Annotated in this window: 25 protein-coding genes; 11 read left to right on the top strand and 14 right to left on the bottom strand. The window is 71.1% G+C overall.

Going from position 1 to position 26,040, the window contains the following annotated elements; translation table 11 throughout:
* Window positions 1–83: 83 nt before the first annotated feature.
* The 4 genes from ACXJY8_RS23245 to ACXJY8_RS23230 form a co-directional block, all read right to left on the bottom strand.
* A complete protein-coding gene (locus ACXJY8_RS23245; protein WP_463774488.1) occupies window positions 84–1,286 on the bottom strand; it encodes a pyridoxal phosphate-dependent aminotransferase in 1,203 nt (400 codons plus the stop codon).
* A 264-nt stretch (window positions 1,287–1,550) separates the two neighbouring features.
* Window positions 1,551–2,951 carry a sulfate adenylyltransferase subunit CysN gene (gene cysN / locus ACXJY8_RS23240; protein ID WP_463774483.1) on the bottom strand — a complete coding sequence of 467 codons (1,401 nt, stop codon included), beginning with the start codon at window positions 2,949–2,951 and terminating at the stop codon, window positions 1,551–1,553.
* Between the two features lies 1 nt (window position 2,952).
* Window positions 2,953–3,909 (bottom strand): sulfate adenylyltransferase subunit CysD, encoded by a 957-nt coding sequence (cysD, locus tag ACXJY8_RS23235; protein WP_463774480.1) that lies wholly within the window; start codon window positions 3,907–3,909, stop codon window positions 2,953–2,955.
* A complete protein-coding gene (locus ACXJY8_RS23230; RefSeq protein WP_463774476.1) occupies window positions 3,906–4,748 on the bottom strand; it encodes a phosphoadenylyl-sulfate reductase in 843 nt (280 codons plus the stop codon). The genes cysD and ACXJY8_RS23230 overlap by 4 nt, the downstream gene beginning before the upstream one ends.
* Window positions 4,749–5,045: 297 nt before the next feature.
* Here ACXJY8_RS23230 and ACXJY8_RS23225 point away from each other — a divergent pair, with 297 nt between their 5' ends.
* The 5 genes from ACXJY8_RS23225 to ACXJY8_RS23205 all read left to right on the top strand — a co-directional run bounded on the left by ACXJY8_RS23225 (window position 5,046) and on the right by ACXJY8_RS23205 (window position 10,506).
* Window positions 5,046–5,552 (top strand): Lrp/AsnC family transcriptional regulator, encoded by a 507-nt coding sequence (locus tag ACXJY8_RS23225; protein ID WP_056185002.1) that lies wholly within the window; start codon window positions 5,046–5,048, stop codon window positions 5,550–5,552.
* Window positions 5,553–5,661: 109 nt separating this feature from the next.
* On the top strand, window positions 5,662–7,437 hold the full coding sequence (locus ACXJY8_RS23220; RefSeq protein WP_463774470.1) for a diflavin oxidoreductase: 1,776 nt from the start codon (window positions 5,662–5,664) through the stop codon (window positions 7,435–7,437).
* A gap of 76 nt (window positions 7,438–7,513) precedes the next feature.
* On the top strand, window positions 7,514–9,319 hold the full coding sequence (locus tag ACXJY8_RS23215) for an NADPH-dependent assimilatory sulfite reductase hemoprotein subunit (protein ID WP_463774466.1): 1,806 nt from the start codon (window positions 7,514–7,516) through the stop codon (window positions 9,317–9,319).
* A gap of 224 nt (window positions 9,320–9,543) precedes the next feature.
* A complete protein-coding gene (locus tag ACXJY8_RS23210) occupies window positions 9,544–9,741 on the top strand; it encodes a hypothetical protein (RefSeq protein WP_055956893.1) in 198 nt (65 codons plus the stop codon).
* Between the two features lie 141 nt (window positions 9,742–9,882).
* Window positions 9,883–10,506: a TetR/AcrR family transcriptional regulator gene (locus ACXJY8_RS23205; protein ID WP_463774463.1), complete on the top strand. Its 624-nt coding sequence runs from the start codon at window positions 9,883–9,885 to the stop codon at window positions 10,504–10,506.
* 12 nt (window positions 10,507–10,518) lie between these two features.
* On the opposite strand, the gene pyrF is transcribed toward ACXJY8_RS23205, so the two are convergent.
* The 4 genes from pyrF to ACXJY8_RS23185 form a co-directional block, all read right to left on the bottom strand.
* A complete protein-coding gene (gene pyrF, locus ACXJY8_RS23200; protein WP_463774458.1) occupies window positions 10,519–11,214 on the bottom strand; it encodes an orotidine-5'-phosphate decarboxylase in 696 nt (231 codons plus the stop codon).
* Window positions 11,215–11,262: 48 nt separating this feature from the next.
* Window positions 11,263–11,907 carry a uracil-DNA glycosylase family protein gene (locus ACXJY8_RS23195; RefSeq protein WP_463774454.1) on the bottom strand — a complete coding sequence of 215 codons (645 nt, stop codon included), beginning with the start codon at window positions 11,905–11,907 and terminating at the stop codon, window positions 11,263–11,265.
* Window positions 11,908–11,980: 73 nt separating this feature from the next.
* Window positions 11,981–14,188, bottom strand: a complete 2,208-nt coding sequence (locus ACXJY8_RS23190) for a xanthine dehydrogenase family protein molybdopterin-binding subunit (protein WP_463774449.1) — start codon at window positions 14,186–14,188, stop codon at window positions 11,981–11,983.
* Window positions 14,189–14,254: 66 nt separating this feature from the next.
* Complete coding sequence (locus tag ACXJY8_RS23185; RefSeq protein ID WP_463774446.1) at window positions 14,255–14,710, bottom strand: (2Fe-2S)-binding protein; 456 nt, start codon at window positions 14,708–14,710, stop codon at window positions 14,255–14,257.
* Window positions 14,711–15,005: 295 nt separating this feature from the next.
* Here ACXJY8_RS23185 and ACXJY8_RS23180 point away from each other — a divergent pair, with 295 nt between their 5' ends.
* Entirely contained in the window at window positions 15,006–16,541 is a 1,536-nt protein-coding gene (locus ACXJY8_RS23180; RefSeq protein WP_463774444.1) for a sensor histidine kinase, read from the top strand.
* A 6-nt stretch (window positions 16,542–16,547) separates the two neighbouring features.
* Here ACXJY8_RS23180 and cobT read toward each other — a convergent pair whose 3' ends face one another.
* A complete protein-coding gene (gene cobT, locus ACXJY8_RS23175; protein ID WP_463774441.1) occupies window positions 16,548–17,588 on the bottom strand; it encodes a nicotinate-nucleotide--dimethylbenzimidazole phosphoribosyltransferase in 1,041 nt (346 codons plus the stop codon).
* A gap of 102 nt (window positions 17,589–17,690) precedes the next feature.
* Between cobT and cobS the strand changes: the two genes are divergently transcribed.
* Genes cobS through ACXJY8_RS23160 form a run of 3 tightly spaced genes read left to right on the top strand, consistent with a single transcriptional unit; the run spans window position 17,691 to window position 19,462 of the window.
* Window positions 17,691–18,509 carry an adenosylcobinamide-GDP ribazoletransferase gene (cobS, locus tag ACXJY8_RS23170; RefSeq protein ID WP_463774438.1) on the top strand — a complete coding sequence of 273 codons (819 nt, stop codon included), beginning with the start codon at window positions 17,691–17,693 and terminating at the stop codon, window positions 18,507–18,509.
* A 51-nt stretch (window positions 18,510–18,560) separates the two neighbouring features.
* Window positions 18,561–18,776 carry a DUF1289 domain-containing protein gene (locus ACXJY8_RS23165; protein WP_463774436.1) on the top strand — a complete coding sequence of 72 codons (216 nt, stop codon included), beginning with the start codon at window positions 18,561–18,563 and terminating at the stop codon, window positions 18,774–18,776.
* Entirely contained in the window at window positions 18,773–19,462 is a 690-nt protein-coding gene (locus tag ACXJY8_RS23160) for a retropepsin-like aspartic protease family protein (RefSeq protein WP_463774434.1), read from the top strand. Before ACXJY8_RS23165 ends, ACXJY8_RS23160 begins: the two co-directional genes overlap by 4 nt.
* Before the next feature lie 40 nt (window positions 19,463–19,502).
* Here the strand turns inward: ACXJY8_RS23160 and dusA are convergent, their stop codons facing one another.
* Complete coding sequence (dusA, locus tag ACXJY8_RS23155) at window positions 19,503–20,513, bottom strand: tRNA dihydrouridine(20/20a) synthase DusA (protein ID WP_463774432.1); 1,011 nt, start codon at window positions 20,511–20,513, stop codon at window positions 19,503–19,505.
* Between the two features lie 51 nt (window positions 20,514–20,564).
* Window positions 20,565–21,263: an urease accessory protein UreE gene (locus ACXJY8_RS23150; RefSeq protein ID WP_463774430.1), complete on the bottom strand. Its 699-nt coding sequence runs from the start codon at window positions 21,261–21,263 to the stop codon at window positions 20,565–20,567.
* A gap of 205 nt (window positions 21,264–21,468) precedes the next feature.
* Between ACXJY8_RS23150 and ACXJY8_RS23145 the strand changes: the two genes are divergently transcribed.
* Window positions 21,469–21,738 carry a YMGG-like glycine zipper-containing protein gene (locus ACXJY8_RS23145; protein WP_056212224.1) on the top strand — a complete coding sequence of 90 codons (270 nt, stop codon included), beginning with the start codon at window positions 21,469–21,471 and terminating at the stop codon, window positions 21,736–21,738.
* 88 nt (window positions 21,739–21,826) lie between these two features.
* On the opposite strand, the gene ACXJY8_RS23140 is transcribed toward ACXJY8_RS23145, so the two are convergent.
* Entirely contained in the window at window positions 21,827–23,062 is a 1,236-nt protein-coding gene (locus ACXJY8_RS23140; RefSeq protein WP_463774425.1) for a TIGR03862 family flavoprotein, read from the bottom strand.
* A gap of 188 nt (window positions 23,063–23,250) precedes the next feature.
* Here ACXJY8_RS23140 and ACXJY8_RS23135 point away from each other — a divergent pair, with 188 nt between their 5' ends.
* Window positions 23,251–24,288, top strand: coding sequence for a TerC family protein (locus ACXJY8_RS23135; RefSeq protein ID WP_463774421.1), 1,038 nt, complete (start codon window positions 23,251–23,253; stop codon window positions 24,286–24,288).
* Between the two features lie 153 nt (window positions 24,289–24,441).
* On the opposite strand, the gene ACXJY8_RS23130 is transcribed toward ACXJY8_RS23135, so the two are convergent.
* Both ACXJY8_RS23130 and ACXJY8_RS23125 read right to left on the bottom strand, forming a co-directional pair.
* Entirely contained in the window at window positions 24,442–25,197 is a 756-nt protein-coding gene (locus tag ACXJY8_RS23130; RefSeq protein ID WP_463774417.1) for an N-acetylmuramoyl-L-alanine amidase, read from the bottom strand.
* Window positions 25,194–25,919: a TerB family tellurite resistance protein gene (locus tag ACXJY8_RS23125; protein WP_463774413.1), complete on the bottom strand. Its 726-nt coding sequence runs from the start codon at window positions 25,917–25,919 to the stop codon at window positions 25,194–25,196. Before ACXJY8_RS23125 ends, ACXJY8_RS23130 begins: the two co-directional genes overlap by 4 nt.
* Window positions 25,920–26,040: the final 121 nt, after the last annotated feature.

The following is a 26,040-nucleotide window of genomic DNA, read 5'->3' as shown; positions in this document are numbered from 1 at the left end:
GCGCCGCGGCTCTCGGCCGGGGCGCGGTCGTTCACGGGACGCAAGACTCGGGCTCGGCCCCAGGGGCCGCGCCGGTTGCCGCCTCAGCTCAGGGAGCCGCAGAAGCGCTGGATCCGGGTGCAGGCCTCTTCGAGGGCGGCGTTGGAGGTGGCGTAGGAGATGCGCAGGTTGGGGCCGAGGCCGAAGGCCGAGCCGTGGACGGCCGCGACGCCCTCGGCCTGCAGCAACTCGACCACGAAATCCTCGTCGGTCTCGATGGTCTTGCCGGCCGGCGTCCTGCGCCCGATGGTCTCCGCGCAGGACGGATAGACGTAGAAGGCGCCCTCGGGCGTCGGGCACTTCAGGCCCTTGGTCTGGTTCAGCATCGACACGACAAGGTCGCGCCGGGTGTGGAAGGCCTTGCGGAACTCGGCGAGGTGCGCCTGCGTGCCCTCGAGGGCCGCCACCGCCGCCCATTGCGAGATCGTCGAGGCGCCGGAGGTCTGCTGGCCCTGGACGAAATCCATCGCCTTGATCAGGTGCTCGGGGCCGGCGGCGTAGCCGATGCGCCAGCCGGTCATGGCATAGGCCTTCGAGACGCCGTTCATGGTCAGCGTGCGCTCGTAGAGGCCGGGCTCGATCTGGGCGGGCGTCACGAATTCGAAGTCGCCGTAGGTCAGGTGCTCGTACATGTCGTCGGTGAGCACCCAGACCTGCGGATGGCGCATCAGCACGTCGGTGATCTTCTTCAGCTCGTCGCGGGCATAGGCCGCCCCCGAGGGGTTCGAGGGCGAGTTGAGGATGATCCACTTGGTCTTCGGGGTGATCACCCGCTCCAGCTCCTCAGGCTGAAGCTTGAAGTCATGCGCCATGTCGGTCTCGGCGAAGACCGGGGTGCCGCCGCAGAGCACCACCATCTCGGGGTAGGACACCCAGTACGGACGCGGGATCACCACTTCGTCGCCGGGGTTCAGGGTGGCGAGGAGCGCGTTGTAGATGACGTGCTTGCCGCCGGTGCCGACGATGGTCTGGGACGGCTTGTAGTCGAGGCCGTTCTCGCGCTTGAACTTCTTGGCGATGGCCTCGCGCAGCGGCACGATGCCGGAGACGGGCGGATACTTGGTCTCGCCGCGCCGGATCGCCTCGATGGCCGCATCCTTGATGTGCTGGGGAGTGTCGAAATCCGGCTCTCCCACGGAGAGGCTGATCACGTCCATGCCCTGCGCTTTCAGCTCGCGCGCCTTCTGCGTCATCGCGATGGTCGCGGACGGCTTCACGCGGGACAAGGCGTCGGCCAGAAAGCCCATGGGTGGTCACTCCCGTATATTTTCGAAGGTCGGATCGAGCGGCGCGGACCCTAGTCGCGCCGTCGCGCACCGGCAAGGGAGTTGGGCAAGGGAGATGAGCAAGGGAGTTCGGCAACGGAGACCGGCCGTTGCCGCATCGATCCACGCCGCGACCCGGCAACGGCCTGCAGCGAACGCAGACCGCCGCGGCTCCGGGGGGAGCCGCGGCGGCGAGGCCGTCGATAAGGGTTCGTGCGCGGGCCGGCCGGGCCGGGGCCGAACCCGTCAGATTCCGCCGAAGACCCAGCGCAGCTTCGACAGGAAGCCGCCGCCCGAGCGCTTCTCGCGGACCTCCGCGGGCTCGTCCTTCGCCGCCGTCGCGGCGGGGTCGGCCTGGATCAGGCCGAGGGCCGCCGTGTCGGTGGTCTCGCGGTCGATCAGGATGAAGCCGCCGGTGTCGCGGTTGGCCGTGTAGGCATCCACCGCCACGGCCCGGTCGAGAGTCAGGGTGACGTCGGCGATGTCGTTGGCGGTGAGGCGCGCGGCCGGCTCGGGATTGCCGGTCTCGGGATCGATCCGGGTCCGGATCGTGGACACGACGGCGTTCACCGTCACGGTCCCGATCTTGGCGAGCAGGGTGGCGCCCGGCAGCAATTCGGTCTCGGCCGCCCAGAACAGGCGGGCATCGAGGCTGTCGGTCACCCGCATCGGAGCATCGGCGGCGACGATCACCGAACCGCGCGAGGCGTCGATCTCGTCGGCCAGCACCAGGGTCACCGACTGGCCCTCGACCGCGTGGGCGAGGTCGCCGTCGGCGGTGAAGATCCGGGCGATCCTGGAGGTCCGGCCCGAGGGCTCGACGATCACGGCGTCACCGGGCGCGACGCGGCCGCTGGCGATGAGGCCGGCAAAGCCCCGGAAATCCGAGTTCGGCCGGTTGACCCACTGCACCGCCATGCGGAACGGGGCGGCCTGCTCCTCGACGCGGACCGGGACCTCCTCGAGATACTGGAGCAGCGGCGTGCCCGTGTACCAGGGAGCCGCGGTGCCCGGCAGCACGACGTTGTCGCCGTTCTTGGCGGAGAGCGGGATCGCCCGGATCTCGGTAAAGCCGAGGGGCGTGGCGAAGTCCGTGAACGCGGCCAGGAGTTCCTCGAAGCGGGTCTCGGACCAGCCAACGAGGTCCATCTTGTTCACCGCGAGGGCCACGCGCTTGATGCCGAGCAGCGAGACGAGGAGCGCGTGGCGCCGAGTCTGCCGGGTCAGGCCCTGCCGGGCATCCACCAGGATCACCGCCACGTCCGCCGTGGAGGCGCCGGTGGCCATGTTGCGGGTGTACTGCTCGTGGCCGGGGGTGTCGGCGACGATGAAGGAGCGCTTGTCCGTGGAGAAGAAGCGATAGGCGACGTCGATGGTGATGCCCTGCTCGCGCTCGGCCTGGAGGCCGTCCACGAGGAGCGCCAGGTCGATCTCGGCGCCCTGCGTGCCGTGCTTGCGCGAATCGCGCTGCAGCGCCGTCACCTGGTCGTCGAAGATCTGCTTGGTGTCGTGCAGCAGGCGGCCGATCAGCGTCGACTTGCCGTCGTCGACGGAGCCGCAGGTGATGAAGCGCAGGACTTCCTTGTTCTGATGAGCGGACAGGAAGGCATCGTAGCCGAAGACTTCGGGTGACTGATGGATCGTCATCTTAGAAATAGCCCTCCTGCTTCTTGCGCTCCATGGCGCCCGCGCCGTCCTTGTCGATGACCCGCCCCTGCCGCTCCGAGGTGCGGGCGGCCAGGGTCTCGCCGATGATCTCGGGCAGGGTCGCGGCATCGCTCTCGACGGCTCCGGTCAGCGGATAGTCGCCGAGGGTGCGGAAGCGGACCGAGACGTCCCTGGGGGTCTCGCCCGGGTTCAGGGGCAGGCGGTCGTCATCGACCATGATGAGCTGACCCTCGCGCTCCACCACCGGACGCGGCTTGGCGAAGTAGAGCGGCACGATCGAGATCTGCTCCTGCTCGATGTAGAGCCAGACGTCGAGCTCGGTCCAGTTCGAGAGCGGGAACACGCGCAGGGACTCACCGCGCTTCTTCTTCATGTTGTAGAGGTGCCAGGGCTCGGCGCGCTGGCGCTTGGGGTCCCAGCGATGCTGGGCCGTGCGCAGCGAGACGATGCGCTCCTTGGCGCGGCTCGCCTCCTCGTCGCGCCGGGCGCCGCCGAAGGCCGCGTCGAACTTGTGCTTGTCGAGAGCCTGGCGCAGCGCCTGGGTCTTCATGACGTCGGTGTGGACCTCGGAGCCGTGGCTGACGGGGCCGATGCCGCGGGCGAGACCGTCCTGGTTGGTGTGCACGATGAGGTCGAGGCCGAGTTCCTTCGCGCGCTGGTCGCGGAAGGCGATCATCTCCCGGAACTTCCAGGTCGTGTCGATGTGCATCAGCGGGAACGGCAGGCGCCCGGGCGCGAAGGCCTTCAGCGCCAGGTGCAGCAGCACCGAGGAATCCTTGCCGATGGAATAGAGCATTACCGGGTTCTCGGTCTCGGCGACCGTCTCCCGCATGATGTGGATGCTCTCGGCCTCCAGGCGCTGGAGATGGGTGAGCCGGGCGGACCGGCTCGCCGCTTGGGTGGTGGCCGCTTGCGTGGTGAGGGGGGCGGCGCTCATCGGGCCATCTCCAGGGCGTTCGAGGTCGGGGTGGTTTCGAAGGCGGCCGCTTCCTGGCCGGGCGCGACGGTGTCGGCCTGTGCTCGCTCTTCGGGTGCTTGCTCTTCGGGTGCGTGCGGGTCCGAGGTTTGGACGTGCAGGCCGCATTCCTTCTTGGACGCCTGCTCCCACCACCAGCGGCCGGCGCGCTCGTCCTCCCCGACCCGGATCGCCCGGGTGCAGGGCGCACAGCCGATGGAGGGGAAGCCGCGATCGTGCAGCACGTTGTAGGGCACGTAATTGTCGGACACGAAGCGCTCGACATCGGCGCGGGACCAGTCGGCCAGCGGGTTGATCTTGATCAGGCCGCGCGCCTCGTCGGCCTCTGCCAGCGGCGTGTCGGCGCGATTGGCCGACTGCCCGGCCCGCAGGCCCGTCAGCCAGCCGGCGGCGCCCTCCAGCGCGCGGCCCAGGGGCTCGACCTTGCGGAAGCCGCAGCAGGCCTGGCGGGCGGCGACCGAGTGGCGGAACCCGTTGATGCCGGATTCGGCCACGAACCGCTCCTCGGCCTCCCGCTCGGGCGCATAGGCGCGGATCCGGATGCCGTAGGCCGATTCGGTCTCGGTCCAGGTGTCGTAGGTCTCAGGATAGAGGCGCCCCGTGTCGAGGGTGACGATCTCCGTCCGGCCCTTGTGCATCGCGAGCGCGTGCGTGAGCGCCTGATCCTCGATGCCGAGGCTGGTGGTGAACACGAGACGGCCCGGCACCGTCGCCTCGATCAGCGCGATCCGGCCCTTCAGGTCGAGGCTCGCCATCGCGGACGCGAGGTCCCGCGCCGCGTTTTCCAGTTGAGAGCTCATGAGCGACTTCGCGGTATGACGTGGTGGACGTGACTTGGTGGGTCACTCGGTGAACGGGGTGAGTCACCTGGTGACGAGTGTGGCGATGTGACTTGTCTGGCACCTGAAATGTTCGCTATAACGAACGCTGTCAAGGCATGGCGGCCATCGATACCGGGCAACCCCCAGTCCGATCCCACCCGTGTCGCAACGGGCAGCGCCCCATTCCGTTGCCCGGTGAAGAAAATTCCTTCTCATCGGGCGGTCACGATGTGCTGACCCGCACGTCCACCCGGCTCACGAACCCGCGAGGCCAGCTTGGATTCGATCGATCTGAAGATCCTGGCGCTGCTGCAGCACGACGCCACCCTGTCCATCGCCACCATCGGCGAGAAGGTCGGCCTGTCGCAGACGCCGTGCTGGAAGCGCATCCAGCGCCTCGAGGCGGACGGCGTCATCGACCGCCGGGTCGCCGTGCTCGACCCGGTGAAGCTCGGCCTCGGCCTCACCGTCTTCGTCTCCATCGAGACGGCGGATCACTCGCGCGAGTGGCTGGAACGCTTCGCCGAGACCGTCTCGGCGATGCCGGAAGTGCTCGAGTTCTATCGCATGGCCGGCGACGTGGATTACATGCTCCGCGTCGTCGTCGCCGATATGCGCGCCTACGATACGTTCTATAAGCACCTGATCGCGACTCTGCCCCTCAAGAACGTGACCTCCCGGTTCGCGATGGAGAAGGTCAAGTCCACCACGGCCCTGCCCCTTCCGGCCCCGCCCGCCAACGGACGCTTCACCCCGACGCTGTCGGTGGTGGCCGGGGAATAAAATTCTCTTTTGCACTGCACACGCAGGCAGCTCCTTCTACCGTGACGTCGTTCTGTAAAACGGACAACCCCGTTGACAGCCGGCTTCTCAGGACGACATGGCTTTCCACATGGCACGACACGCGATCATTCCCCGCACGGCTCCCTTCGGCGACACCGAACGCGCGAGCCTCGACGCCGTCCTCGGCGCCGCCTCCCCGATCCAGCGCGCCTGGCTCGCGGGCTTTCTCGCCGGCCTCGACGCCAGCGGCGCACCGCAGGCCGCCGCCGCGCCGGCCGCCCCGCCCAAGGCCGCCGAGCCCCTGACCATCCTGTTCGCGAGCGAGTCGGGCAATTCCGAGAAGCTCGCCGGCGACATGGCCAAGCTCGCCCGCAAGAACGGCTTCAAGCCGAAGGTCGTCGATTTCGCCGACCTGGAGATCGCCAGCCTCGCAGGCGAGAAGCGCGTGGTCGCCATCGCGGCCACCTGGGGCGAGGGCGAGCCGCCGGCCCGGGCCGTGCGCGCCTACAACGAGCTGATGGCCGACGGCGCCCCGCGCCTCGACGGCGTGTCCTTCGGCGTGCTGTCGCTGGGCGACACCTCCTACGCGGAGTTCTGCGCCATCGGAAAGGCCCTGGACGCGCGCTTCGAAGCCCTGGGCGCCACCCGGGCCCATGAGCGCGCCGACCTCGACCTCGATTTCGAGACGCCGGCCGCCGCCTGGATCAAGGACACCCTCAAGGCCCTGGCCCCGCCCCCGAGCGCGGACAACGTCGTGGCGGTGGACTTCGCCGCCCGCGCCGCCGGCGACGAGGAGGACGACGTCGAGCCGAGCCGCGAGCCCCGGGTCGTGGAGGTCATCGACCACGTCAACCTGAACTCGTCGCGCTCCGACAAGGAGACGATCCACCTCGCCCTCGAATTCGAGGACGGCGCCCCCGCCTACGAGCCCGGCGATTCCCTGGAGATCTATCCGGAGAACGACCCGGCCCTCGTCGACGAGATCCTCGGCGCCACCGGCCTGTCCGGCGACGCGGCCCTGCGGCAGGCCCTACTGGCCGAGCGCGACATCACCACCCTCTCGGCCACCACGGTGGAGCGTTTCGTCAAGGCGACGGGCCATGCCGAGGCGCAGAAACTCATCGACAGCGGCGAGCTGCGCGCCTGGATCGAGGGGCGCCACCTGATCGACCTCATCACCGCCTATCCGGCGACGCTGACGGCCGAGCACCTCAACACCATCACCCGTCCGCTGCCGCCGCGGGCCTATTCCATCGCCTCATCGCGAAAAGAGGTGGGCGACGAGGTCCATCTCGTGATCGCGGCCGTGCGCTACGAGACCCACGGCCGGGCGCGCAGCGGCGTCGCCTCGACCCACGTGGCCGACCGCATCCGGAACGGCGCCAAGCTGCGGGTGAAGCTGAAGCCGAACCGGCACTTCCGCCTGCCGCAGGACCCGGCCACCGATATCATCATGGTCGGCCCCGGCACCGGCGTCGCCCCGTTCCGCGCCTTCGTGCAGGAGCGCCGCGCCGTCGAGGCTCCGGGCCGTTCCTGGCTGTTCTTCGGCGACCGGCACTTCACCCACGACTTCCTGTACCAGCTCGAGTGGCAGGAGGCCCTGGAGGACGGGTCGCTGACGCAGATCGACGTGGCCTTCTCGCGCGACCAGCCCGAGAAGATCTACGTGCAGGACCGGATCGCCCAGCACGCGAAGGAGGTCGTCGCCTGGCTCGACGGCGGCGCGAGCTTCTACGTCTGCGGCGACGCCACCCGGATGGCCAAGGACGTGCGGGGCGCCGTGGTGAAGGCCTTCCAGGACGCGAAGTCGCTGAGCCCGGCGGATGCCGAGGCGGCGGTCGCCGCCCTGGAGCGCGCACACCGCTACCAGCAGGACGTCTACTGACGGGCGCATGCGCCCTCCCCCCTCCGCGGGGGAGGGACGCGCACCGACCGCAAAGAACGCGACCTTAGAAGACCGGATGCCCGCCATGGCCGACAAGACCACCACCCGCACCTACGAGACCCCGCCCACCGACCGCCCGATCTCGGACGCGGAAGCGGCGCGTGCGGCGGGACTGGCTGCCAACGAACACATCAAGATCGCCAGCGGCTACCTGCGCGGCACCCTCGCGGACGGCCTCCTGAAGCACGCCACCGGCGCCATCTCCGAGGATGACGGGCAGCTCGTGAAGTTCCACGGGATGTACCTGCAGGACGACCGCGACATCCGGGCCGAGCGCACCAAGAAGAAGCTCGAGAAGGCCTACAGCTTCATGATCCGCCTGCGCATCGCCGGCGGCGTCGTCACCCCGAAGCAGTGGCTGGCGCTGGACGAGATCGCCACGACCTATGCGGGCGGCGCCCTGCGGGCGACCACGCGCCAGACCTTCCAGTACCACGGCGTGATCAAGTCGAACCTGAAGCGCACAATGGCGGCCATCGACGCCACGCTGCTCGACACCATCGCGGCCTGCGGCGACGTCAACCGCAACGTGATGGCGGCGACGAACCCGGCCCAGACCGGCGCCCACAAGGCCGCCTACCAGCTCGCCAAGGACATCTCGGATTCGCTCCTGCCCAAGACCAGCGCCTGGCGCGAGATCTGGCTCGACGGCGAGCGCGTGGTGGGCGGCGAGGACGCGGCCGAGATCGAGCCGATCTACGGCAAGACCTACCTGCCCCGGAAGTTCAAGACGGTGGTCGCGGTGCCGCCGTCGAACGAGGTCGACATCTTCGCCCACGACCTCGGCTTCATCGCGATCCTGGACAAGAAGGGCAAGGTGACGGGCTGGAACGTCACGGTCGGCGGCGGCATGGGCATGACCCACGGCGAGACCGACACCTTCCCGCGCACCGCGGACGTGATGTGCTTCGTGAAGCCGGAGGACGCCCTGAAGGCGGCCGAGGCCGTGATGACGGTCCAGCGCGACTGGGGCAACCGCAAGGTCCGTAAGAACGCCCGCCTGAAATACACCATCGAGCGCTACGGCCTGGCCGCCTTCCGAGCCGAGGTCGAGAAGCGCGTCGGCAAGCCGCTGGACGATCCCAAGCCCTTCGCCTTCACGGGCAACGGCGACCGCTACGGCTGGACCGAGGGCGACGACGGCCGCCATCACCTCACGCTCTACGTCGCGTCCGGTCGGATCAAGGACTACGAGAACGGCCCGCAGCTGCTCACGGGCCTGCGCCGGATCGCCGAGATCCACCAGGGCGACTTCCGCCTGACCGGCAACCAGAACGTCATCATCGCCAACGTGCCGTCCGAGAAGCGGGCGGAGATCGAGGCGCTGGTGGACCAGTACGGCATGATGAAGGGCGCCAGCGCCCTGCGCCGCAACTCCATGGCCTGCGTCGCCCTGCCGACCTGCGGCCTGGCGCTCGCCGAGAGCGAGCGCTACCTGCCGAGCCTGATGGACGAGCTGGAGGCGAGCCTCGCCTCCCACGGCCTCCAGGACGACGAGATCACCATCCGGATGACCGGTTGCCCCAACGGCTGCGCCCGGCCCTTCATCGCCGAGATCGGCTTCGTCGGCCGTGGCCCCGAGCGCTACCACCTCTATCTCGGGGCGGCCTTCGACGGTTCGCGCCTCGGCAAGCTCTACGCCGAGGACGTCACCGCCTCGGAGATCAAGACGATCCTCGATCCGCTCTTCGCGGCCTATGCCCGGAACAAGCAGCCCGGCGAGCGTTTCGGCGATTACCTGATCCGCGACGGCTACGTGACGCGCACGATCAACGGCCCGGACTTCCACGAGAACACGGGTGCGCTGAAGAGCGCCGCCTGATCGCGACCCAGCGAACCGATCCCGCCGGAGGGCGAGCGACCCTCCGGCGGCTATGGTCGCGGCTCCCGTCCGATCCGCCGAAGTGCAGGACAGTTGCGCCGCACCATCACGGCGCCCGACAGGACGCTCACCAAGTCTAACGGCCACGCTTGAACTTCGTGATCCGGGAGCGCAACCGTTCCCGGCCCGGCCCGTTGTCTGGAGAGACAGCCGGGGAGGCCCTCATGGCCAAGCATGAGATCTTGAATTTCTTCGAACATCGGCGCGATGGCGCCTGGGTCTGCGTGAAGCCATTCACGCTGACGACCAAGAGCAGCAGCGTCGATATCCGCCAGGGCATGCGCTTCGACTACGGCAAGCGCATCGGCGGCGTCGATCTCGCCGAGTATCTCGAGCAGCTGGGCTCCCAGTTCGGGTCCTGACCGAGGGAGCGGCCGGGCGCGTCGCGACGCCGCTCGGTGCTACGCATTCGCTCGTTCGCGGCCCGTCGGCTGCCCCGCACGATGGTGGACGCGGCAGGGCGCGTCTTTGACGCCGAGGTGCCAACAGCCTAGTTTACCACCATGACCCGTACAGCGGCCATCGTCCGCGAGATCCCCGACGAAGCGGCCCCGACCACGCGCTGCCGCATCCTCGCGACGGCCGAAGAGGCGTTCCGGCTCGTCGGCTACCAGAAGACCACCGTCGCCGACATCGCGAAGTCGCTTCGGATGAGCCCGGCCAACGTGTACCGCTTCTTTGAATCGAAGAAGGCGATCCACGAGGCGGTGATCAAGCGCCTGATGGACGACACCGAGCAGCGCGTCGGCCTGGCCGCCGTGGCGCCGGGCCGGAACGCGGCCGAACGCATTTCCGACGTCATCACGGTGATGCATCAGGCCTGCGTCGAGCGTTGCGAGGCCAATCCCCGCCTGCACGAGATGGTCGAGGCGGCCATCACCGAGAGCTGGGACGTCTGCCGCGCCCATGTCGATGCGATCGGCGCCGTCTTCAGCCGGCTCGTGCGGGAGGGTGCGGAGGCCGGCGAATTCGAGGCGGCCGATCCGGACGTCGCGGCGCGGTGCATCCACACCGCCATCATCCGCTACTGTCACCCCGCCCTGGTCAGCCGCTATCCCGATGCGGGCGCCCCGGCCCTCGACGCGATGATCGCCTTCCTGATCGGAAGCCTGCGCCGCAGGACCTGAGAGGCCCGGCCCCTATCGCATCTCCGCGACGATGCCCTGTGCCACCGCGCGGGGGTCCGCCGCCTGGGTGATCGGCCGGCCGACCACGACGTGGTCGATCCCGATCCGGCGGGCCTCGCCGGGCGTCATCACGCGCTTCTGATCGCCAGCCTCCGCACCGGCTGGCCGGATGCCCGGGGTGACGATGGCCCGCTCCGTCCCGATCCGGGCGCGTACCGCCTGCGCCTCCGCGGCACTGCAGACGATGCCGTCAATGCCGGCCTCGGCCGCCTGCGTGGCCCTGCGGGCGACCAGTTCGGCCACCGGCAGGGCATAGCCCGCCTCGGCCGCGTCGCGATCGTCGTAGGAGGTCAGGACCGTCACGGCGAGGATCTTCGGGCCGTTCGCGCCCCGGCCCCGGATCGCGGCCTTCATGGTCTGTGGATAGGCGTGGACCGTAAGGAAGGTGGCGCCGAGGTCGGTCAGCGCGCGCACCCCCTCCTCCACCGTGTTGCCGATGTCATGCAGCTTGAGGTCGAGGAAGACCTTGCGGCCGGAGGCGGCGAGGCGCGGCACCAGGGCGAGGCCGCCCGCATAGGCGAGGCGATAGCCGATCTTGTAGAAGGTCGCCGCATCGCCGATCCGGTCGACCAGCCGCTCGGCTTCGTCCACGGTTCCCACGTCGAGGGCGACGATCAGGCGGTCACGCGGGTCCTGCAAGGCGGTCATGGGGCTCTCCAGTTTCGCGGCGAGCGATCCCGCGCGGGGCCGCTCCTGTCAACGGGGCGCCATCGCGTGCGCCACCTCCGTCTTGAGAACGGGCAGCAGCTCGGCCTCGTACCAGGGGTTGGCCTTGAGCCAGCCGCTGTTGCGCCAGGAGGGATGGGGCAGCGGCAGCACCCGCGGCGTGCCGGGGGCCGCCAGGATCTCCCGCCAGCGCCGCACGGTGTCGGTCAGCCCCGCCTTCGACCGCCCGAGATGCCATCCTTGAGCGTATTGGCCGATCACCAGGATGAGTTCGAGCTGCGGCAGGCCGGCGAACAGCTCCACCCGCCAGCGCTCGGCGCATTCCCGGCGGGGGGGCTTGTCGCCCCCCTTGGCATCGTAGCCGGGAAAGCAGGCGCCCATCGGCACGATGGCGAGGCGGCTCGCATCGTAGAACGCCGCCTCGTCGAGGCCGAGCCAGTCCCGTAGCCGGGTGCCCGAGGGGTCCATGAACGGGATGCCGCTCTTGTCGGCGCGGTTGCCGGGCGCCTGGCTCGCGACGCAGAGCCGGGCCGAGGCCCGGCCCTGGACGATGGGGCGCGGCTCCTGCGGCAGGGGCGCGCCGTAGAGCGGCGCGTCCCGGCAGATCCGGCAGGCGCGCAGGCGCGCCACGGTGGCGTCGAAGGGGGTTTCGGCCGTGTCGATCGCGGACAGCATGATGCCCTCCGAGATAGGCGGCCTCGGGACGGCCGACGAGGGGCCGTGTCGTCGCCCCGGTCGCCGCCTCGGCTCAGGCGCCCTTGAGGCCGCTGAGGTCGAGGGGCAGCGAGCGCAGGCGCTGGCCGGTGGCGGCGAAGATCGCGTTCGAGATCGCCGGGGCGATCACGGGCACGCCCGGCTCGCCGATGCCGGTGGGCGCGGCGGTGGAGGGCACGATGTGGACCTCGACCACCGGCATCTCGCTCATCCGGGTCGGCTCGTAGGAATCGAAGTTCTTCTCCTGCACCACGCCGTCCTTGAGCGTGATCTTGTTGCGCAGGACCGAGGACAGCGCGAAGCCCACGGCACCCTCGACCTGGGCACGGATCACGTCCGGGTTGACCGCGACGCCGACATCCACCGCCGCCACGATGCGGTTCACCTTCACCTTGGCGTCCTCGGCCGTCACGTCCGCCACCATGGCGACGTAGGAGCCGAAGGATTCGTGCGCCGCGACGCCGAGGCCCCGGTTCTTGTCTGAAGCCTTCTTCGGATCCCAGCCGGCCTTCTCGGCGGCGAGCTTCAGGGTCGCGGAGAGGCGCGGGGCGCCGCCGAGCAGCCCGAGGCGATAGGCGACGGGATCGGCGCCGGCCGCATGGGCGAGCTCGTCGATGAACACCTCCATCGCCTGGGCGGTGTGGGTGTGGCCCACCGAGCGCCACCACAGCACCGGCACGCCGTCGCGGGCATTGTGGACCTCGAAGCGGTAGGCGGGCAGCGCGTAGGGCGTGTCCGAGGCGCCCTCCACCGTGGTCGCGTCGACGCCGTCCTTCACGATCATGGTCTCGAAGGCGGTGCCGATCATGATCGACTTGCCGATCGTGCGATGCTCCCAGCCCGTGATCCCGCCCTTGGCGTCGAGCCCGGCGCGCATGCGGTGGACCACCATCGGGCGGTAGAAGCCGCCGGCCATGTCGTCCTCGCGGGTCCAGACCAGATGGATCGGGGCCTTGCCGCCGGTGGCGCGGACGATGGAGGCGGTCTCGGCGAAGTAGTCGGCGCCCGGGGTGGCGCGCCGGCCGAAGGAGCCGCCGGCCCACTGCGTGTGCAGCCGGACCTTGTCGGTGGTCACCCCGAGCGTGGCGGCCACCACGGCCTGCTCGATCGTCTGGAGCTGGCAGCCGGCGAAGACGTCGTAGGTGCCGTCCGAGGCCTTCTCGATGGTGGCGTTCAGGGGCTCCATCGCCGCGTGGGCGAGATAGGGGAAGGTGAACTCGGCCTCCAGCACCTTGGCCGAGCCGGCGATCGCCCCGGCGGCGTCGCCCTTCTTCGAGGCGACGAGGCCGGGGCTGTCGAGGCGCTTGCGGTGATCGGCCAGGATCGCGTCGGACGAGCGGGTCTCGGCCGCGCTGTCGTCCCAGGTGACCTTGAGCGCGTCGCGGCCCTTCATGGCCGACCAGGTGTCCTTCGCCAGCACGGCGACGCCGGTGGGAATCGTCACCACGTCGACCACGCCAGCGACGGCGCGGGCGGCCTTGTCGTCGACGGTCTTCACGGTGCCGCCGAAGCGCGGCGCATGGGCGACTACCGCCGTCAGCTGCCCGGGGCGGCGGATGTCGAGGGAGTAGATCGCCGTGCCGTCGGTCTTGGCCACCGAATCGACGCGGGCGACCTTCTTCCCGATGAGGGTGAACTGGTTCGCCTCCTTGAGGCGCGGCTCCTTCGGCACCGGCTGGGCGGCGGCGGCCTCGGCGAGTTCGCCGAACCGGGCCTGCCGGTTCGAGGCCGCGTGGCGCACCGTGCCGGACTCGACCGTGATCTCGGAGGCCGGAACCGACCAGCGCTCCGCGGCGGCCGCCACCAGCATGGCCCGGGCGGCCGCACCGGCCTTGCGCAGCTGGAACCAGGAATTGGCGATGGCGGTGGAGCCGCCGGTCCCCTGGACGGGGCCGAAGGCGAAGTTGTTGTACAGCGTGGCGTCGGCCGGCGCGAAGGTGGTGCGGATGGTCGCCCAGTCCGCATCGAGCTCGTCGGCCAGGATGGTGGCCAGGCCCGTCGTGTTGCCCTGGCCCATGTCGAGGTGCTTGATCACCACCGTCACGGTGTCGTCGGCGGCGATCCGCACGAAGGCGTTCGGCATCGGCGGCAGGGCCGAGAGGTCGGGGCCGGCGGCGGCCTGGGCGAACTTCGCCGGATCGAGGGTGAAGCCGATGACGAGGGCCCCGGCGGCCACGGTGGCGCCGCCCAGGAAGGCGCGGCGGGACGGCACGGGCGGGGCGGCCTGACGGACCTTCAGCATGGGTGGCTCCAGTTCAGACGCGAGTGTCGGGAAGGGTCGAAAAGTCCGGGGAGGCGGGACCGACGGTCAGGCGAGGGTGCGCGCCGCCTCGTGGATCGCCGCGCGGATGCGCTGGTAGGTGCCGCAGCGACAGACGTTGCCGTCCATGGCCCCGTCGATGTCGGCATCGGTCGGCTTCGGGTTCTCGGACAGGAGGCCGATCGCCGACATGATCTGGCCGGACTGGCAATAGCCGCACTGGACCACATCGAGGCCGCGCCAGGCGGTGCGGACCGCGTCGGCGACCTTGCCGGACACGCCCTCGATGGTGGTGATCTTGGCCGCGCCGACATCGCCGATGCGGGTCTGGCAGGCCCGGACGGGCTGCCCGTCGAGATGGACCGTGCAGGCGCCGCACTGGGCGATGCCGCAGCCGTACTTCGTTCCGGTCTGGTTGAGGTGGTCGCGCAGGGCCCAGAGGAGCGGCATCTCGGGGTCGGCATCGACCTCGTGGGAGACCCCGTTGACGGTGAGTTTCAGCATCCCGGCCTCCCGATCGCAGTTTGGAACGAGGCTAATCGTTGCCGGTCCGTAACCATGTGCGGCAGCACACGCTGGTGGATGGGATTCCACCACCGCGCAGGGACCGGACACCCCCCGAAAATTCCTCACGAATTCCTGTTCATACGCCGGCGCCGGGCCGCGGATTTCCGACAATCGTCGCGGTTCCGGCAGGCGGTTCTTAACATATCCGGGGCAGGCTCGGAGGGGTTGTATCCCAGCCTCTCGACGGTCCCGTTCCCGACCGCGACGCCTCCTCCGACTCCTCAAGACGGTGATGACCGACCTGACTGCCGAGATGATTCAGCGCGGCCGTGGTCCCTCTCCCCAGGAGGCCGCGCGCCGTCGCGAGGTGGCGCGCGACATGCGCTCGGCCCGGGAGAAGCTCACCTCGACGAGCGGGCTCGAACGCGCCTTCGACTACGAGCTGATCCGGGTCTACGCGCAGTACCGCTCGGGGGCGGTGATCCCCCTGGCCCTACTCGGCCTCGTGGTGGCCGGCATCGCGGCGATCTGGACCCCGCCGGCCCTCGCGGCGGCCTGGGGCCTCTGCCTGCTGGCGACCGTCGCCGTGGCGAAGCTGCTCACGCGCCGCTTCCTGGCGCAGGACCCGGCCGCGGTCTCGGTGCGCAGCTGGCGCCGCACCTTCATGGCCGCGGAATTTCTGCAGAGCACCGCCTGGGCCATGATGGTGCTGGTCGGGGCCTCGGGCGCCCGCACCTTCGTGCTGTTCGGCCTCGTCATCGTGGCCGCCATGGCGACGATGCTCGCCGCGACCCTGCCGGCCGCCGCCGGGGCCGCCCTGGTGCCCCTCTGCATCGCCGCCCTGTCGCTGCTCGCCGTGTCGCAGGACATGAACACGATGATGCTGGTCACCATGGTGGTCGGCGCGCAGCTGTTCTTCCTCGGCCTGGGGCGCCGGGTCTACGCCTCCACCGTGGAGGCGCTGCAATCCCAGGCGGAGAAGGATTCGATCTTCGGCGAACTCGAGCAGGCCAAGGCCAATTCCGACGAGGCCCGCCGCCGCGCCGAGGAGGCCAACCTCGCCAAGTCCCGCTTCCTCGCCACCATGAGCCACGAGCTGCGCACGCCGCTCAACGCGATCCTGGGCTTCTCGGAGGTGATGAAGAACGAGGTGTTCGGCGCCCACGTCGCCCCCTCGTACAAGGAATACGCCTCCGACATCCACGACAGCGGGATGCACCTCCTTAACCTGATCAACGAGATCCTCGACCTCTCGCGCATCGAGGCCGGGCGCTACGAGCTGAACGAGGAGGCGGTCCAGCTCGGGCACGCGGTGGAGGAGTGCCGCCACATGATGGGCCTGCGCGCCCGCGGCAAGAACCAGACGATCCACGAGTTCATCGACGGCAGCCTGCCCCGGCTCTGGGCCGACGAGCGGGCCCTGCGCCAGATCGTGCTCAACCTCCTGTCGAACGCGGTCAAGTTCACCCCGCCCGGCGGCGAGATCACGATCAAGGTCGGCTGGACCTCGTCGGGCGGCCAGTATGTCAGCGTGAAGGACAGCGGCCCCGGCATTCCCGAGGACGAGATCGGCACCGTGATGTCGTCCTTCGGCCGCGGCTCCCTGGCGATCAAGACGGCCGAGCAGGGCTCGGGCCTCGGCCTGCCCATCGTGAAGGGCCTCGTCGACCTCCACGGCGGCAATTTCCAGCTGAAATCGAAGCCGCGCGAGGGCACCGAGGTCGTGGTGATCTTCCCCGCGAGCCGCGTGATGGAGACCCTCCCGGCGCTGGAGGTCCCCGGCGAGTCGCCCGCCGCGCCCGCCGAGAAGCGCGCCCGCGCCGCCTGAGGGTGTTCAGCCGGCGCTGCGTTCCGAGACCCCGGCCTGGGCGAAGGTCGCCATGTCCCGGTGGCAGGCGAGCGCGCCCTTGAGGAGGCCCAGCGCCAGGGCCGCGCCGGAGGCCTCGCCGAGACGCATGCCGAGGGCCAGCAGCGGCACGAGGCCGAGCCGCTCCAGCACGTCCGCATGGGCCCCCTCCGCCGAGACGTGCCCGGCGAGACAATGGTCGAGCAGCGTCGGCTCGAGGCGGTGCAGGAGCGCGGCCGCCGCCGTCGCCACGTAGCCGTCGAGCACCACCGGCACGCGCTGGAGCCGGGCCGCCAGGATCGCCCCCGCCATCGCGGCGATCTCGCGGCCGCCGAGGCGGGCCAGGATCTCCAGGGGATCGTCGAGATGGCCGGCATGGTGCGCCAGCGCCGCCTCGACGGCCGCGACCTTGCGGGCGAGCCCCGCCGCGTCGACCCCCGTGCCGCGCCCGACCCAGTGGGCGGCCTCGCCCCCGTAGAGCGCCGCGTAGATCGCCGCCGCCACGGTGGTGTTGCCGATGCCCATCTCGCCCAAGGCCAGGCAGTCGGTGCCGGCGGCCACCGCCTCCATGCCGAACGCCATGGTGGCGACGCAGGCCTTCTCGTCGAAGGCCGGCCCGACCGTGATGTCGCCCGTGGGCATGTCGATGGCGAGGTCGAACACCTTGAAGCCGAGGCCGTAGGCGGCGCAGATCTGGTTGATCGCCCCGCCGCCGGCCGCGAAATTGTCGAGCATCTGGCGGTTCACCGCATCGGGGAAGGCCGAGACGCCCCGGGCGGTGACGCCGTGGCTGCCGGCGAAGACGCAGACCAGGGGGCGGTCGAGGGTCGGCTGGCCCTTGCCCTGCCAGGCGGCGAGCCAGGAGACGAGGTGCTCCAGGCGCCCGAGGGAGCCGGCCGGCTTCGTCAGGGTGGCGTCGCGCTCGGCCACCATCGCCACCGCATCCCGGTCGGGCCCCGGGAGGGACTCGACGAGGCGGCGGATGTCGCTGAACGGAGTCGAGGCGGCGGTCTGGTCAACGTCGGTCATGGGGCGATTCCGGTGGCCGGCCCGGCGCCAGGATGGCGGGCCGCCCGTCGCGGGAGCTATAACGGTCCGGGCACGGGTGGTGAAGGCGAGGCAGGGTCCGCGATGAACGAGGAGGCCGAACCCGCCTTTCCGGGCGCCCGCCTGGCCTACGACCTGGCCGGCTGCCTGCGCTTCTATTCCCGGCTGCCCGTGCCGCCGCTGCCCGGCGAGGGCGACCCGCACGCGGTCCCGGACTTCCGCACCCTCCCCCGGATGCTGCCCCTGGCGGGCTTCCTCCTCGGCCTGCCCGGCGCCGCGGTGCTGCTCGGCGCCTGGGGCCTCGGCCTCGGGCCCTTCCTCGCCGCCGGCCTCGCGGTGACGGCGGGCGTCCTGGTGACGGGGGCGCTGCACGAGGACGGCCTCGCCGACGTCGCCGACGGGTTCGGCGGCGGGACCACGCCGGCCCGGCGGCTCGAGATCATGCGCGACAGCCGCATCGGCGCCTATGGCGGCGTCGCCCTGATGCTGTCCCTGGCCCTGCGGATCGGCGCCCTGGCGACGCTCATCGACCGGGTCGAGCTCCTGGCGGCTCCGGCCCTGCTGCTGGCCGCCGCGCTCTCGCGCAGCGCCGCCCTGACGCCCCTCGCCCTGCTGCCCCCCGCCCGCCCCGACGGGGCCGGCGCCGCCGTCGGACGGCCGAGCCGGGAGACCCTGGCGACCGCCGCAGCCCTGACCCTCGCCGTCGCCCTGGTCACACTCTCCGTCGGGCTCCCGGTGCTGGGCCTCGTCCTGATGCTCGGGCTCGGCCTGGGTGCCGCCCTGGCGATCACCGCGCTGGCGCGACGGATGATCGGCGGGCAGACCGGGGACGTGGTCGGGGCCGCACAGCAGGCAGCCGAGATCGCCGCCCTCGTCGGCCTGCTCGCGGCCATCCCGGGCTGACAGGCGGCCGGACTTGATCCCGACGCCGTGGCCCTGGCATGGACAGGGGCGATGACCCAGCCCCGCCCCAAACCCTCCAGTCCCTGCACCAAGCTCTGTCTCCTCGACGGCGCGACGGGCCTGTGCGAGGGCTGCGGCCGCACCCGGGACGAGATCGCGCTCTGGGGCTCGATGTCGGAGCCCCAGCGCCGGGCGGTGATGGCCGAACTGGACCTGCGCCTGCGGATCGCCTACCCGGCCCGCGTCCCGACCCCGGCGGCGTCATGATCCTCGTCGGCCTGATCATCCTCGGGGGCGCCCTGGCGGTGCTGCTCCTGTCTGACGACACCCAGCGCATCGTCGGGATGGAGCCGGACCAGTTCGCGCAATTCGCCATGAGCGCCGGCCTCCTGGCCGTGGTGGCGGCCGGGTTCTGGCACCAGTTCCGCAGCCGCATGAGCGCGAACCTGATGGCCCTGGTGGTCTGGGGTGCCCTCGGGGCCGCCCTGGTCGCCGGCTACGCCTACCGCGACGAGGCCCGGATCATCGGCGACCGCATGCTCGGGGCGGTGCGGCCCGGCAGCGCGGTCACGGACGCGGACGGCACCGTGACGATCACCCGGCGCGCCGGCGGCGATTTCCACGTCCGGGCCGAAGTGAACGGCCAGCCCCAGGGCTTCCAGTTCGACACCGGGGCCAGCGCCGTGGTCCTCACCGCCGAGAGCGCGGCCGCCCTCGGCATCCGACCGGCGGAATCCGAGTTCAGCGTCCGGGTCTCGACCGCCAACGGCGTCACCGTGGCGGCGCCGGCCTTCCTCGACAGCGTTCGGGTCGGCGGCATCGTCGAGCGGCGGGTGCCGGCCCTGGTCAGCCGGCCGGGCGCCCTGCGCGAGAATCTGCTGGGCATGAGCTTCCTCGACCGCCTCGCCTCCTTCGAGGTCCGCGGCGACCGGCTCGTCCTGCGCGACCGCTGAGGCCCCGGCCTTCGGATGCGCACGGCGGCCCGCTTCGCCCTCAGGCCGCGCTCGCTTCCGCCGCGCTCATCCGGCGCTCGGCCTGGGCCACCAGATCCGCCGCCTCCCGCAGGGTCGCCAGGCCGGCCTCGGGCTGCAGGCCGAAGGTCGAGAGGTGCCGGCGATAGGCGCGGGCGCCGGGGCGGCCGTTGAACAGGCCGAGCATGTGCCGGGTCACCGCGTGCAGGCGCACGCCCTCCTGCAGGAAGCTGGCGAGCACGGGCTCGAAGGCGTCCAGGGCCGCGAACGGATCGGCGGCCGGGGCGGGTTCGTCGAACAGGACTGGGTCGACCTCGAGAAGGATCGCCGGATCGCTGTAGGCGGCCCGGCCGATCATCACGCCGTCCACCGCCGCGAGGTGGGAGGCCGCCTCCGCGATGGTGGCGATGCCGCCGTTGATGGCGATGGGCAGGGCCGGATGGGCCTGCTTCAGCCGCGCCACCCGCGGATAGTCGAGGGGCGGCACGTCGCGGTTCTCCTTGGGCGACAGGCCCTGGAGCCAGGCCTTGCGGGCATGCACCACGAGGCCGTCGACGCCGGCCGCGACGACGGCGTCCGCGAGGGCGTCGAGGGCCTGCTCGGTGTCCTGCTCGTCGACGCCGATGCGGCACTTCACCGTGACCGGCACCGACACCGCCGCCTTCATGGCGGCCACGCAGGCGGCCACCACGGCGGGCTCGCGCATCAGGCAGGCGCCGAAGCGCCCGTCCTGCACCCGGTCGGAGGGGCAGCCGACATTGAGGTTGACCTCGTCGTAGCCGAAGCCCTCGGCGATCCGCGCGGCCTCGGCGAGATCGTCCGGGTTCGAGCCGCCGAGCTGCACCGCCACCGGATGCTCCAGCGCGTCGAAGCCGAGCAGGCGCTCGCGAGGGCCGTGAATGACCGCCCCGGTGGTCACCATCTCGGTATAGAGGCGGGCGCGCAGCGACAGGGTGCGGTGGAAGGCCCGACAGTAACGGTCGGTCCAGTCCATCATCGGGGCGACGGAGAAGCGGAGGTCGCGGGCAATCATCGCGCCGACATAACCGTCCGCGCCGCCGCCTTCAACGCGCGGCCGGTCCGCTCAGTGGTCGTGCTTGCAGTCCGGGCCGTGCACGTGGCCGTGCGCGCCGTGATCGTGCGAAGGGGCGTGATCGTGGGAATGCGCATGACCGTGATCATGGTCGTGATCATGACCGTGATCATGGCCTTGGGCCGCATGGGAATGCCCGTGATCGTGCCCCGCATGGTCGTGGCCCGCATGGTCGTGGCCCTTGTGGGCCTGCGCTCCATGGCCGTGGTCCGCGTGGTCGTGCGCGTGATGGGCATGATCATGGTGATCGTGGCCGCACTGGCTGTGGTCGTGGGCCGCGCGCTCGGGCTTGAAGGCACGGGTCACCGGGCTGGCGGCGCAGCCCTGGCCGCGGACGAGTTCGGCGGCGCTGCGGGGCACGTAGAGCACGTCGGCGGCGATCTCGGCCGGCACGTGGCTGCCGCCGAGCTGCCAGGCGAGGCGCAGCAGCCGGGCCGGGTTCTCGGCGCGGACCTCGAGGAGCGGTTCCCCGGCGGCGCGGATCGCGACGAGGCGACCGTCCTCCAGGCGCAGGGCATCGCCGTCCTCCAGGGCCGCGGCCTTGGCCAGGGCGAGGGACAGGCTCAGGCCGCCCTCCCCCGTCAGGCTCTCCGGCGGGGCCTGCCGGGCGGCATGGTCGAGAACGATCGTGTCGACGATCGCATCGGCACGGACGGCGACCTTGCGGACGATGGCGGTGGCGCGCTGCATGGATTCCTCGCGGCGGAACGGGCGGCCGGCGCCGCCCCGATGGGTCCTGATGGCCGCATCACTAGAAGGTTTTTCGGGGAAACGGAAAGGCGGACGGGAACCTTGACCGTACGGCGTGCATTTCCCGGTCGGAATGCTTAAGCTCGGGCGGCACGAACATCACGGCCGAAGGCCGGGTCACGACGCACAAGGGAGTCTCGGAACCATGAAGAAGCTCATCGCCGCCACCCTCGCGGGTGCCCTCGCCCTCTCGGTCGGCGCCTGCAACACGCCGCAGGACCGCGCCCTCGGCGGCGCCGGCCTCGGCGCGCTCGCGGGTGCCGCCATCGGTGGCGCCGCCACCGGTCGCGCCGGCGGCGCTCTCGCGGGTGCGGCCATCGGCGGCGCCGGCGGCGCCATCGTGGGCGCCTCCACCGCCCCGCGCTGCCCCTACGGCACCTACCGCGACGCCTACGGCGACGTGTACTGCCGCTGAGACCCGGCGCCGCGCGGCCCGGAACGGCCGCGCCGGACCATCAGGCTCCCTCTCCCCCGAGAGGGAGCCTTTTTCGTGGGTCGGCGCCTCACGCGCCCCGCTCCATCCAGGCCAGCATGCCCGCCGCCGCCGCGCGGCCCGAGGCGAACGCCCCCTGGAGGAGGTAGCCCCCCGTCGGCGCCTCCCAGTCCAGCATCTCGCCGGCCACGAAGGTGCCGGGCCGCCGGACGAGCATGAAGCCGGCATCGACGTCGCCGAAGCGGACCCCGCCCGCCGTGGAGATCGCCCGGTCGAGGCCGCGCGGCGCGAGGAGACGGAGCGGTACCGCCTTGATCAGGGCCGCCAGGGCCTCGGCGTCCACGGGCAGCGGGTGGGCCGCCTCACGCAGGAGGCCGATCCCCACGGGCGTCAGCGCAGCGGCCTTGCGCAGCCGGTTGGCGAGGGAGAGCCCGGGCTTCGGGTCGCGGAGCGCCCGCGCCAGCGCGGCCTCCTCCACGTCCGGCCGGAGATCGATCTCCAGCCGGGCCTCGCCGCGCTCGGTGGCGGCCCGGATGCGGTGCGCGAGGGCGTAGATCGCCCCGCCCTCGATCCCGTCGGCGCTGATCACGGCTTCTCCGCGCACGCGGGTGCCCTCGAGGCCGAGGGCGATCCGCTTCAGGGGCGTGCCGGCGAAGCGCTCGGCGAAGACCGCCGACCAGGCGACGGTGAAGCCGACATTGGCGGGCTTCAGCGGCGCCACCGCGACGCCGTCCCGCTCGAGCAAGGGCACCCAGGCGCCGTCGGAGCCGAGGCGCGGCCAGCTCGCGCCGCCGAGAGCCAGGAGCACCGGCCGGTGGGCGGTCTCGACCCGTCCCTCCGGGGTCTCGAAGACCGGGCCGCCCGAGTCGGACCAGCCGGTGAAGCGGTGGCGGGTGCGGATGCGGACGCCCAACCCGTCGAGGCGCTGGAGCCAGGCCCGCAGCAGCGGCGAGGCCTTGAAGGCCTCCGGGAAGACGCGGCCGCTCGACCCGACGAAGGTCGGCTGGCCGAGGTCGTCGCACCAGGCGCGCAGGCCGCCGGGCGGGAACGCCGCGATGGCCTCGGCGAGCGCCCCGCCCGCCGGATGGTAGCGCCCGAGGAAGGCCGGGAGCGGCTCGGAATGCGTGAGGTTGAGCCCGCCGCGGCCCGCGATGAGGAGCTTGCGCCCCACGCTCGGCATCCGGTCGTAGAGGGTCACGGCGTGGCCGGCCTGCGCCAGCACCTCCGCGGCCGCGAGGCCGGCCGGTCCACCGCCGATCACGGCGGGTCCGGCCTCGTCCCGGCCTTTGCGTTCGCTGTCAGTCATGCGCCCTGGGAAGCCGCCGGGGACCGGCCCTGTCAAGCGTGACGGGTCGATGCCCTTGATTCGCCCGGTTCAGAGTCCCAACTGCGCCTCATCGGCTGCGGGCCCCTCTGGCGGGATGCTGCATGATGCGTTCCGTGATGTCGGAGCCGATGCTTTCTCTCCTCAAGAAGCATCGACGGTCCTGCGTCATGGTTGATTTTCTGTACTACGAGTGGCTCGGCAAGCCCGTGTGGATGTGGCTCGGGTTCCACGCCCTCGTGGCCGGGTTGCTGGCCTTCGACCTCGGGCTCCTGCACCGCGACAAGAACCACGAGATCGGCGTCAAGGAGAGTCTGCTCCTGACGCTGTTCTACTTCACGCTGGGAATGATCTTCGGCGGCTGGGTCTGGTGGTATCTCGGGCCGCAGGCGGGCCAGGAATACGTCGCCGGCCTTGTGGTCGAGAAGTCGCTGTCGATGGACAACGTCTTCGTGATCGCCGTCATCCTCACGGCCCTGGGCATTCCCCGGGCGGCCCAGCACCGGGTGCTGGTCTGGGGCATCCTCGCCGCCGTCCTGCTGCGCGGCCTGATGATCGGCCTCGGCGCGGCGCTCGTGCACCAGGCCGCCTGGGTGCTGTCGATCTTCGCCGCCTTCCTGATCTTCGCCGGCGTCAAGATGCTGTTCTCGAAGGACGAGGAGCCAGGCGACATCCGCGAGAACCGGGCCGTCCGGTTCCTGCAGCGCGTCCTGCGCATCACGCCCGAGCTGCACGGGCAGCACTTCATGGTGCGAAAGGCCGATCCGAAGACCGGCAAGACCGCCCTCTGGCTGACGCCCTTGGCCCTGGCGCTCATCCTCGTGAACGGCGCCGACGTGATCTTCGCCGTCGACAGCGTGCCGGCGATCTTCGCCATCACCACCGACACCTTCGTGGTCTACACCTCGAACATCTTCGCGATCCTCGGCCTGCGCGCCCTCTACTTCGCGCTGGCCGCGATGGTGGACCGCTTCGCCTATCTCAAGACGGCCCTGGCCTTCATCCTGATCTTCATCGGCGGGAAGATCGTGGTGGCCGACACCTTCGACCTCGTCCACGTGCCGCCGTGGGTCTCCCTCGCGGTCACCGTCGTCTTCCTCATCGCGGGCATCGCCTACAGCCTGTGGCGCACCCGCGGCACGGTGCCGGACGAGGCGCACGGGGACGTGCACGGGCATGGCGGCGAGGCGGTGCAGCACCGGGCGTGATCGGACAAGACCCCCTCCCCCCCTCTGCGGAGCATGCGGGAGAGGGGGCGACCTCTCCGAAACCGGCGCTCCCCTCTCCCGATCCGCCGATGCGGGCCACCCTCTCCCGCAGAGGGGAGAGGGGAACGCGTCTCGTTCTGAGATCGTCAGACTTTACCGTCCCGGGAGCGCCGCGATCAGGTCCCGTAGGGTCGTGATGGTCGAGGCATCGGCGACGCCGTCGACGCGGGCCGGGCGGAAATGGCGCTGGAACGCCGTCACCACCGCGCCCATGCAAGCATCGAAGGTGGCGCTCACCGGCAGGTCGTAGCCGTAGAGGGCGAACATCGCCTGCAGCGCCTCGATCGGCGGGCCGGCATCGCCCTGCGCGAAGAAGCGGCCGTCGCGGATCGGCGCCGGCGGCACCCAGTGGCCGATGCCGGCGCGGGCGAGGCTCTCCCAGGGGAAGTGCTCGCCCGGGTCCTCCTTGCGCTCGGGCGCGATGTCCGAATGGGCGAGGATCCGGTGCGGAGCGAGGTTCCAGCGCCCGGCGAGGTCGCCGCACAGGGCGATCACCGCCTCGATCTGCGCCGGCGGATAAGGCGGCAGGCCGCCGGCATGGCCGCCATTGACGATCTCGACGCCGAGCGAGCGCGAGTTCACGTCGCTGATCCCGGCCCAGGAGCCCTGCCCCGCATGCCAGGCCCGGCGCCCCTCGGGCACCATCTGCACCACGCGGCCATCCTCGAGCACCACGTAATGGGCCGAGACCTCCGCCACGGGGTTGGCGAGGCGCTGCAGGGCGGCCGCCGCGCTCTCCATGCCGGTGTAATGCAGGACGAGGAGGTCGACCGGGTCGGAGCGGCGCTCGCCGTGGTTCGGCGACGGGTGGACGCTGGTGGCGACGGGGCTCTCGGGGGTGGGTTTCACGTCAGGCCCCGCTCGGTGCTGATCCGGTCATAGGCGGCGTTGATGGCCGCGAGCCGGCGGGTGGCGATGGCCACCGCCTCCGGCGGCAGGCCGCGGGCGATGGCCCGGTCGGGATGGTTCTCCCGCACCAGGGCCCGGTGGGCCGCCTTCAGCCCGGCATCGTCGACGTCGTGGTCGAGGCCCAGCACGAGGTAGGGATCGTCGGAGAGGCGGACATGCCGGGCGGCGATGCGGCGGAAGGCGGCCTCGTCGTAGCCGAAGGTCTCCGCCACCGCGCGCAGGTAGCGCTCCTCCGCCTCGTGGATGGCGCCGTCGGCCTTGGCGATGTGGAACAGGCCGTCGAGGACGTCCTCCAGCAGGGCCGGCTCGTCGTGGAAGGTGGTGGCCAATTGCCGGGCATAGGCCTCGAAGCCGTTCGCCGTGCCCTTGGCGAGGTCGAACAGGCGCTGCACGCCGGGCCGGGCGCGCTCGTCCACCTGCACCACCTTGGCGAAGGCCTCGACCTCGGCGGGCGTCACCACGCCGTCGGACTTGGCCATCTTGGCCGCCAGCGCCACGAGGCCGGTGGTGAAGACCACGTCGCGCGGCGTCGCGCCGAACAGCGCGCCCTCGCGGTCGACCAGGAAATGCCCGGCCACCCCGCCGACGAGTCCGCCGAGGGGACCGCCGATGGCGAGGCCGAGGCCGGCCCCTCCGAGCTTGCCCCAGATGCCCACGCTCATCGGGCGACCCCGCGGGCACAGGGAACGGGGCCGGAAGAGTGAGGAAGCATAGACGGTATCGACACGGGCGGGATCGGCTTCGGCGCGGAACGAAGCGCGTCCTTACACCGGACGGCTCCGT

The organism is Methylobacterium sp. TK31, assembly GCF_055361545.1.
Note: the sequence above shows the minus strand (reverse complement) of the source record. Positions and strands in the feature narration are given on the sequence as shown.

Excerpts from the sequence above, each read along its gene's own strand:
- cysD (WP_463774480.1), bottom strand. The coding sequence starts at position 3,909 with ATGAGCGCCGCCCCCCTCACCACGCAAGCGGCCACCACCCAAGCGGCG.
- ACXJY8_RS23215 (WP_463774466.1), top strand. The coding sequence starts at position 7,514 with ATGCCCGCCATGGCCGACAAGACCACCACCCGCACCTACGAGACCCCG.
- ACXJY8_RS23185 (WP_463774446.1), bottom strand. The coding sequence starts at position 14,710 with ATGCTGAAACTCACCGTCAACGGGGTCTCCCACGAGGTCGATGCCGAC.
- ACXJY8_RS23220 (WP_463774470.1), top strand. The coding sequence starts at position 5,662 with ATGGCACGACACGCGATCATTCCCCGCACGGCTCCCTTCGGCGACACC.
- ACXJY8_RS23165 (WP_463774436.1), top strand. The coding sequence starts at position 18,561 with ATGACCCAGCCCCGCCCCAAACCCTCCAGTCCCTGCACCAAGCTCTGT.
- ACXJY8_RS23195 (WP_463774454.1), bottom strand. The coding sequence starts at position 11,907 with ATGCTGTCCGCGATCGACACGGCCGAAACCCCCTTCGACGCCACCGTG.
- ACXJY8_RS23160 (WP_463774434.1), top strand. The coding sequence starts at position 18,773 with ATGATCCTCGTCGGCCTGATCATCCTCGGGGGCGCCCTGGCGGTGCTG.
- ACXJY8_RS23190 (WP_463774449.1), bottom strand. The coding sequence starts at position 14,188 with ATGCTGAAGGTCCGTCAGGCCGCCCCGCCCGTGCCGTCCCGCCGCGCC.
- dusA (WP_463774432.1), bottom strand. The coding sequence starts at position 20,513 with ATGATTGCCCGCGACCTCCGCTTCTCCGTCGCCCCGATGATGGACTGG.
- ACXJY8_RS23210 (WP_055956893.1), top strand. The coding sequence starts at position 9,544 with ATGGCCAAGCATGAGATCTTGAATTTCTTCGAACATCGGCGCGATGGC.
- ACXJY8_RS23205 (WP_463774463.1), top strand. The coding sequence starts at position 9,883 with ATGACCCGTACAGCGGCCATCGTCCGCGAGATCCCCGACGAAGCGGCC.
- ACXJY8_RS23245 (WP_463774488.1), bottom strand. The coding sequence starts at position 1,286 with ATGGGCTTTCTGGCCGACGCCTTGTCCCGCGTGAAGCCGTCCGCGACC.
- ACXJY8_RS23135 (WP_463774421.1), top strand. The coding sequence starts at position 23,251 with ATGGTTGATTTTCTGTACTACGAGTGGCTCGGCAAGCCCGTGTGGATG.
- cysN (WP_463774483.1), bottom strand. The coding sequence starts at position 2,951 with ATGACGATCCATCAGTCACCCGAAGTCTTCGGCTACGATGCCTTCCTG.
- ACXJY8_RS23140 (WP_463774425.1), bottom strand. The coding sequence starts at position 23,062 with ATGACTGACAGCGAACGCAAAGGCCGGGACGAGGCCGGACCCGCCGTG.
- cobS (WP_463774438.1), top strand. The coding sequence starts at position 17,691 with ATGAACGAGGAGGCCGAACCCGCCTTTCCGGGCGCCCGCCTGGCCTAC.
- ACXJY8_RS23125 (WP_463774413.1), bottom strand. The coding sequence starts at position 25,919 with ATGAGCGTGGGCATCTGGGGCAAGCTCGGAGGGGCCGGCCTCGGCCTC.
- ACXJY8_RS23145 (WP_056212224.1), top strand. The coding sequence starts at position 21,469 with ATGAAGAAGCTCATCGCCGCCACCCTCGCGGGTGCCCTCGCCCTCTCG.
- cobT (WP_463774441.1), bottom strand. The coding sequence starts at position 17,588 with ATGACCGACGTTGACCAGACCGCCGCCTCGACTCCGTTCAGCGACATC.
- ACXJY8_RS23180 (WP_463774444.1), top strand. The coding sequence starts at position 15,006 with ATGACCGACCTGACTGCCGAGATGATTCAGCGCGGCCGTGGTCCCTCT.
- ACXJY8_RS23230 (WP_463774476.1), bottom strand. The coding sequence starts at position 4,748 with ATGAGCTCTCAACTGGAAAACGCGGCGCGGGACCTCGCGTCCGCGATG.
- ACXJY8_RS23150 (WP_463774430.1), bottom strand. The coding sequence starts at position 21,263 with ATGCAGCGCGCCACCGCCATCGTCCGCAAGGTCGCCGTCCGTGCCGAT.
- pyrF (WP_463774458.1), bottom strand. The coding sequence starts at position 11,214 with ATGACCGCCTTGCAGGACCCGCGTGACCGCCTGATCGTCGCCCTCGAC.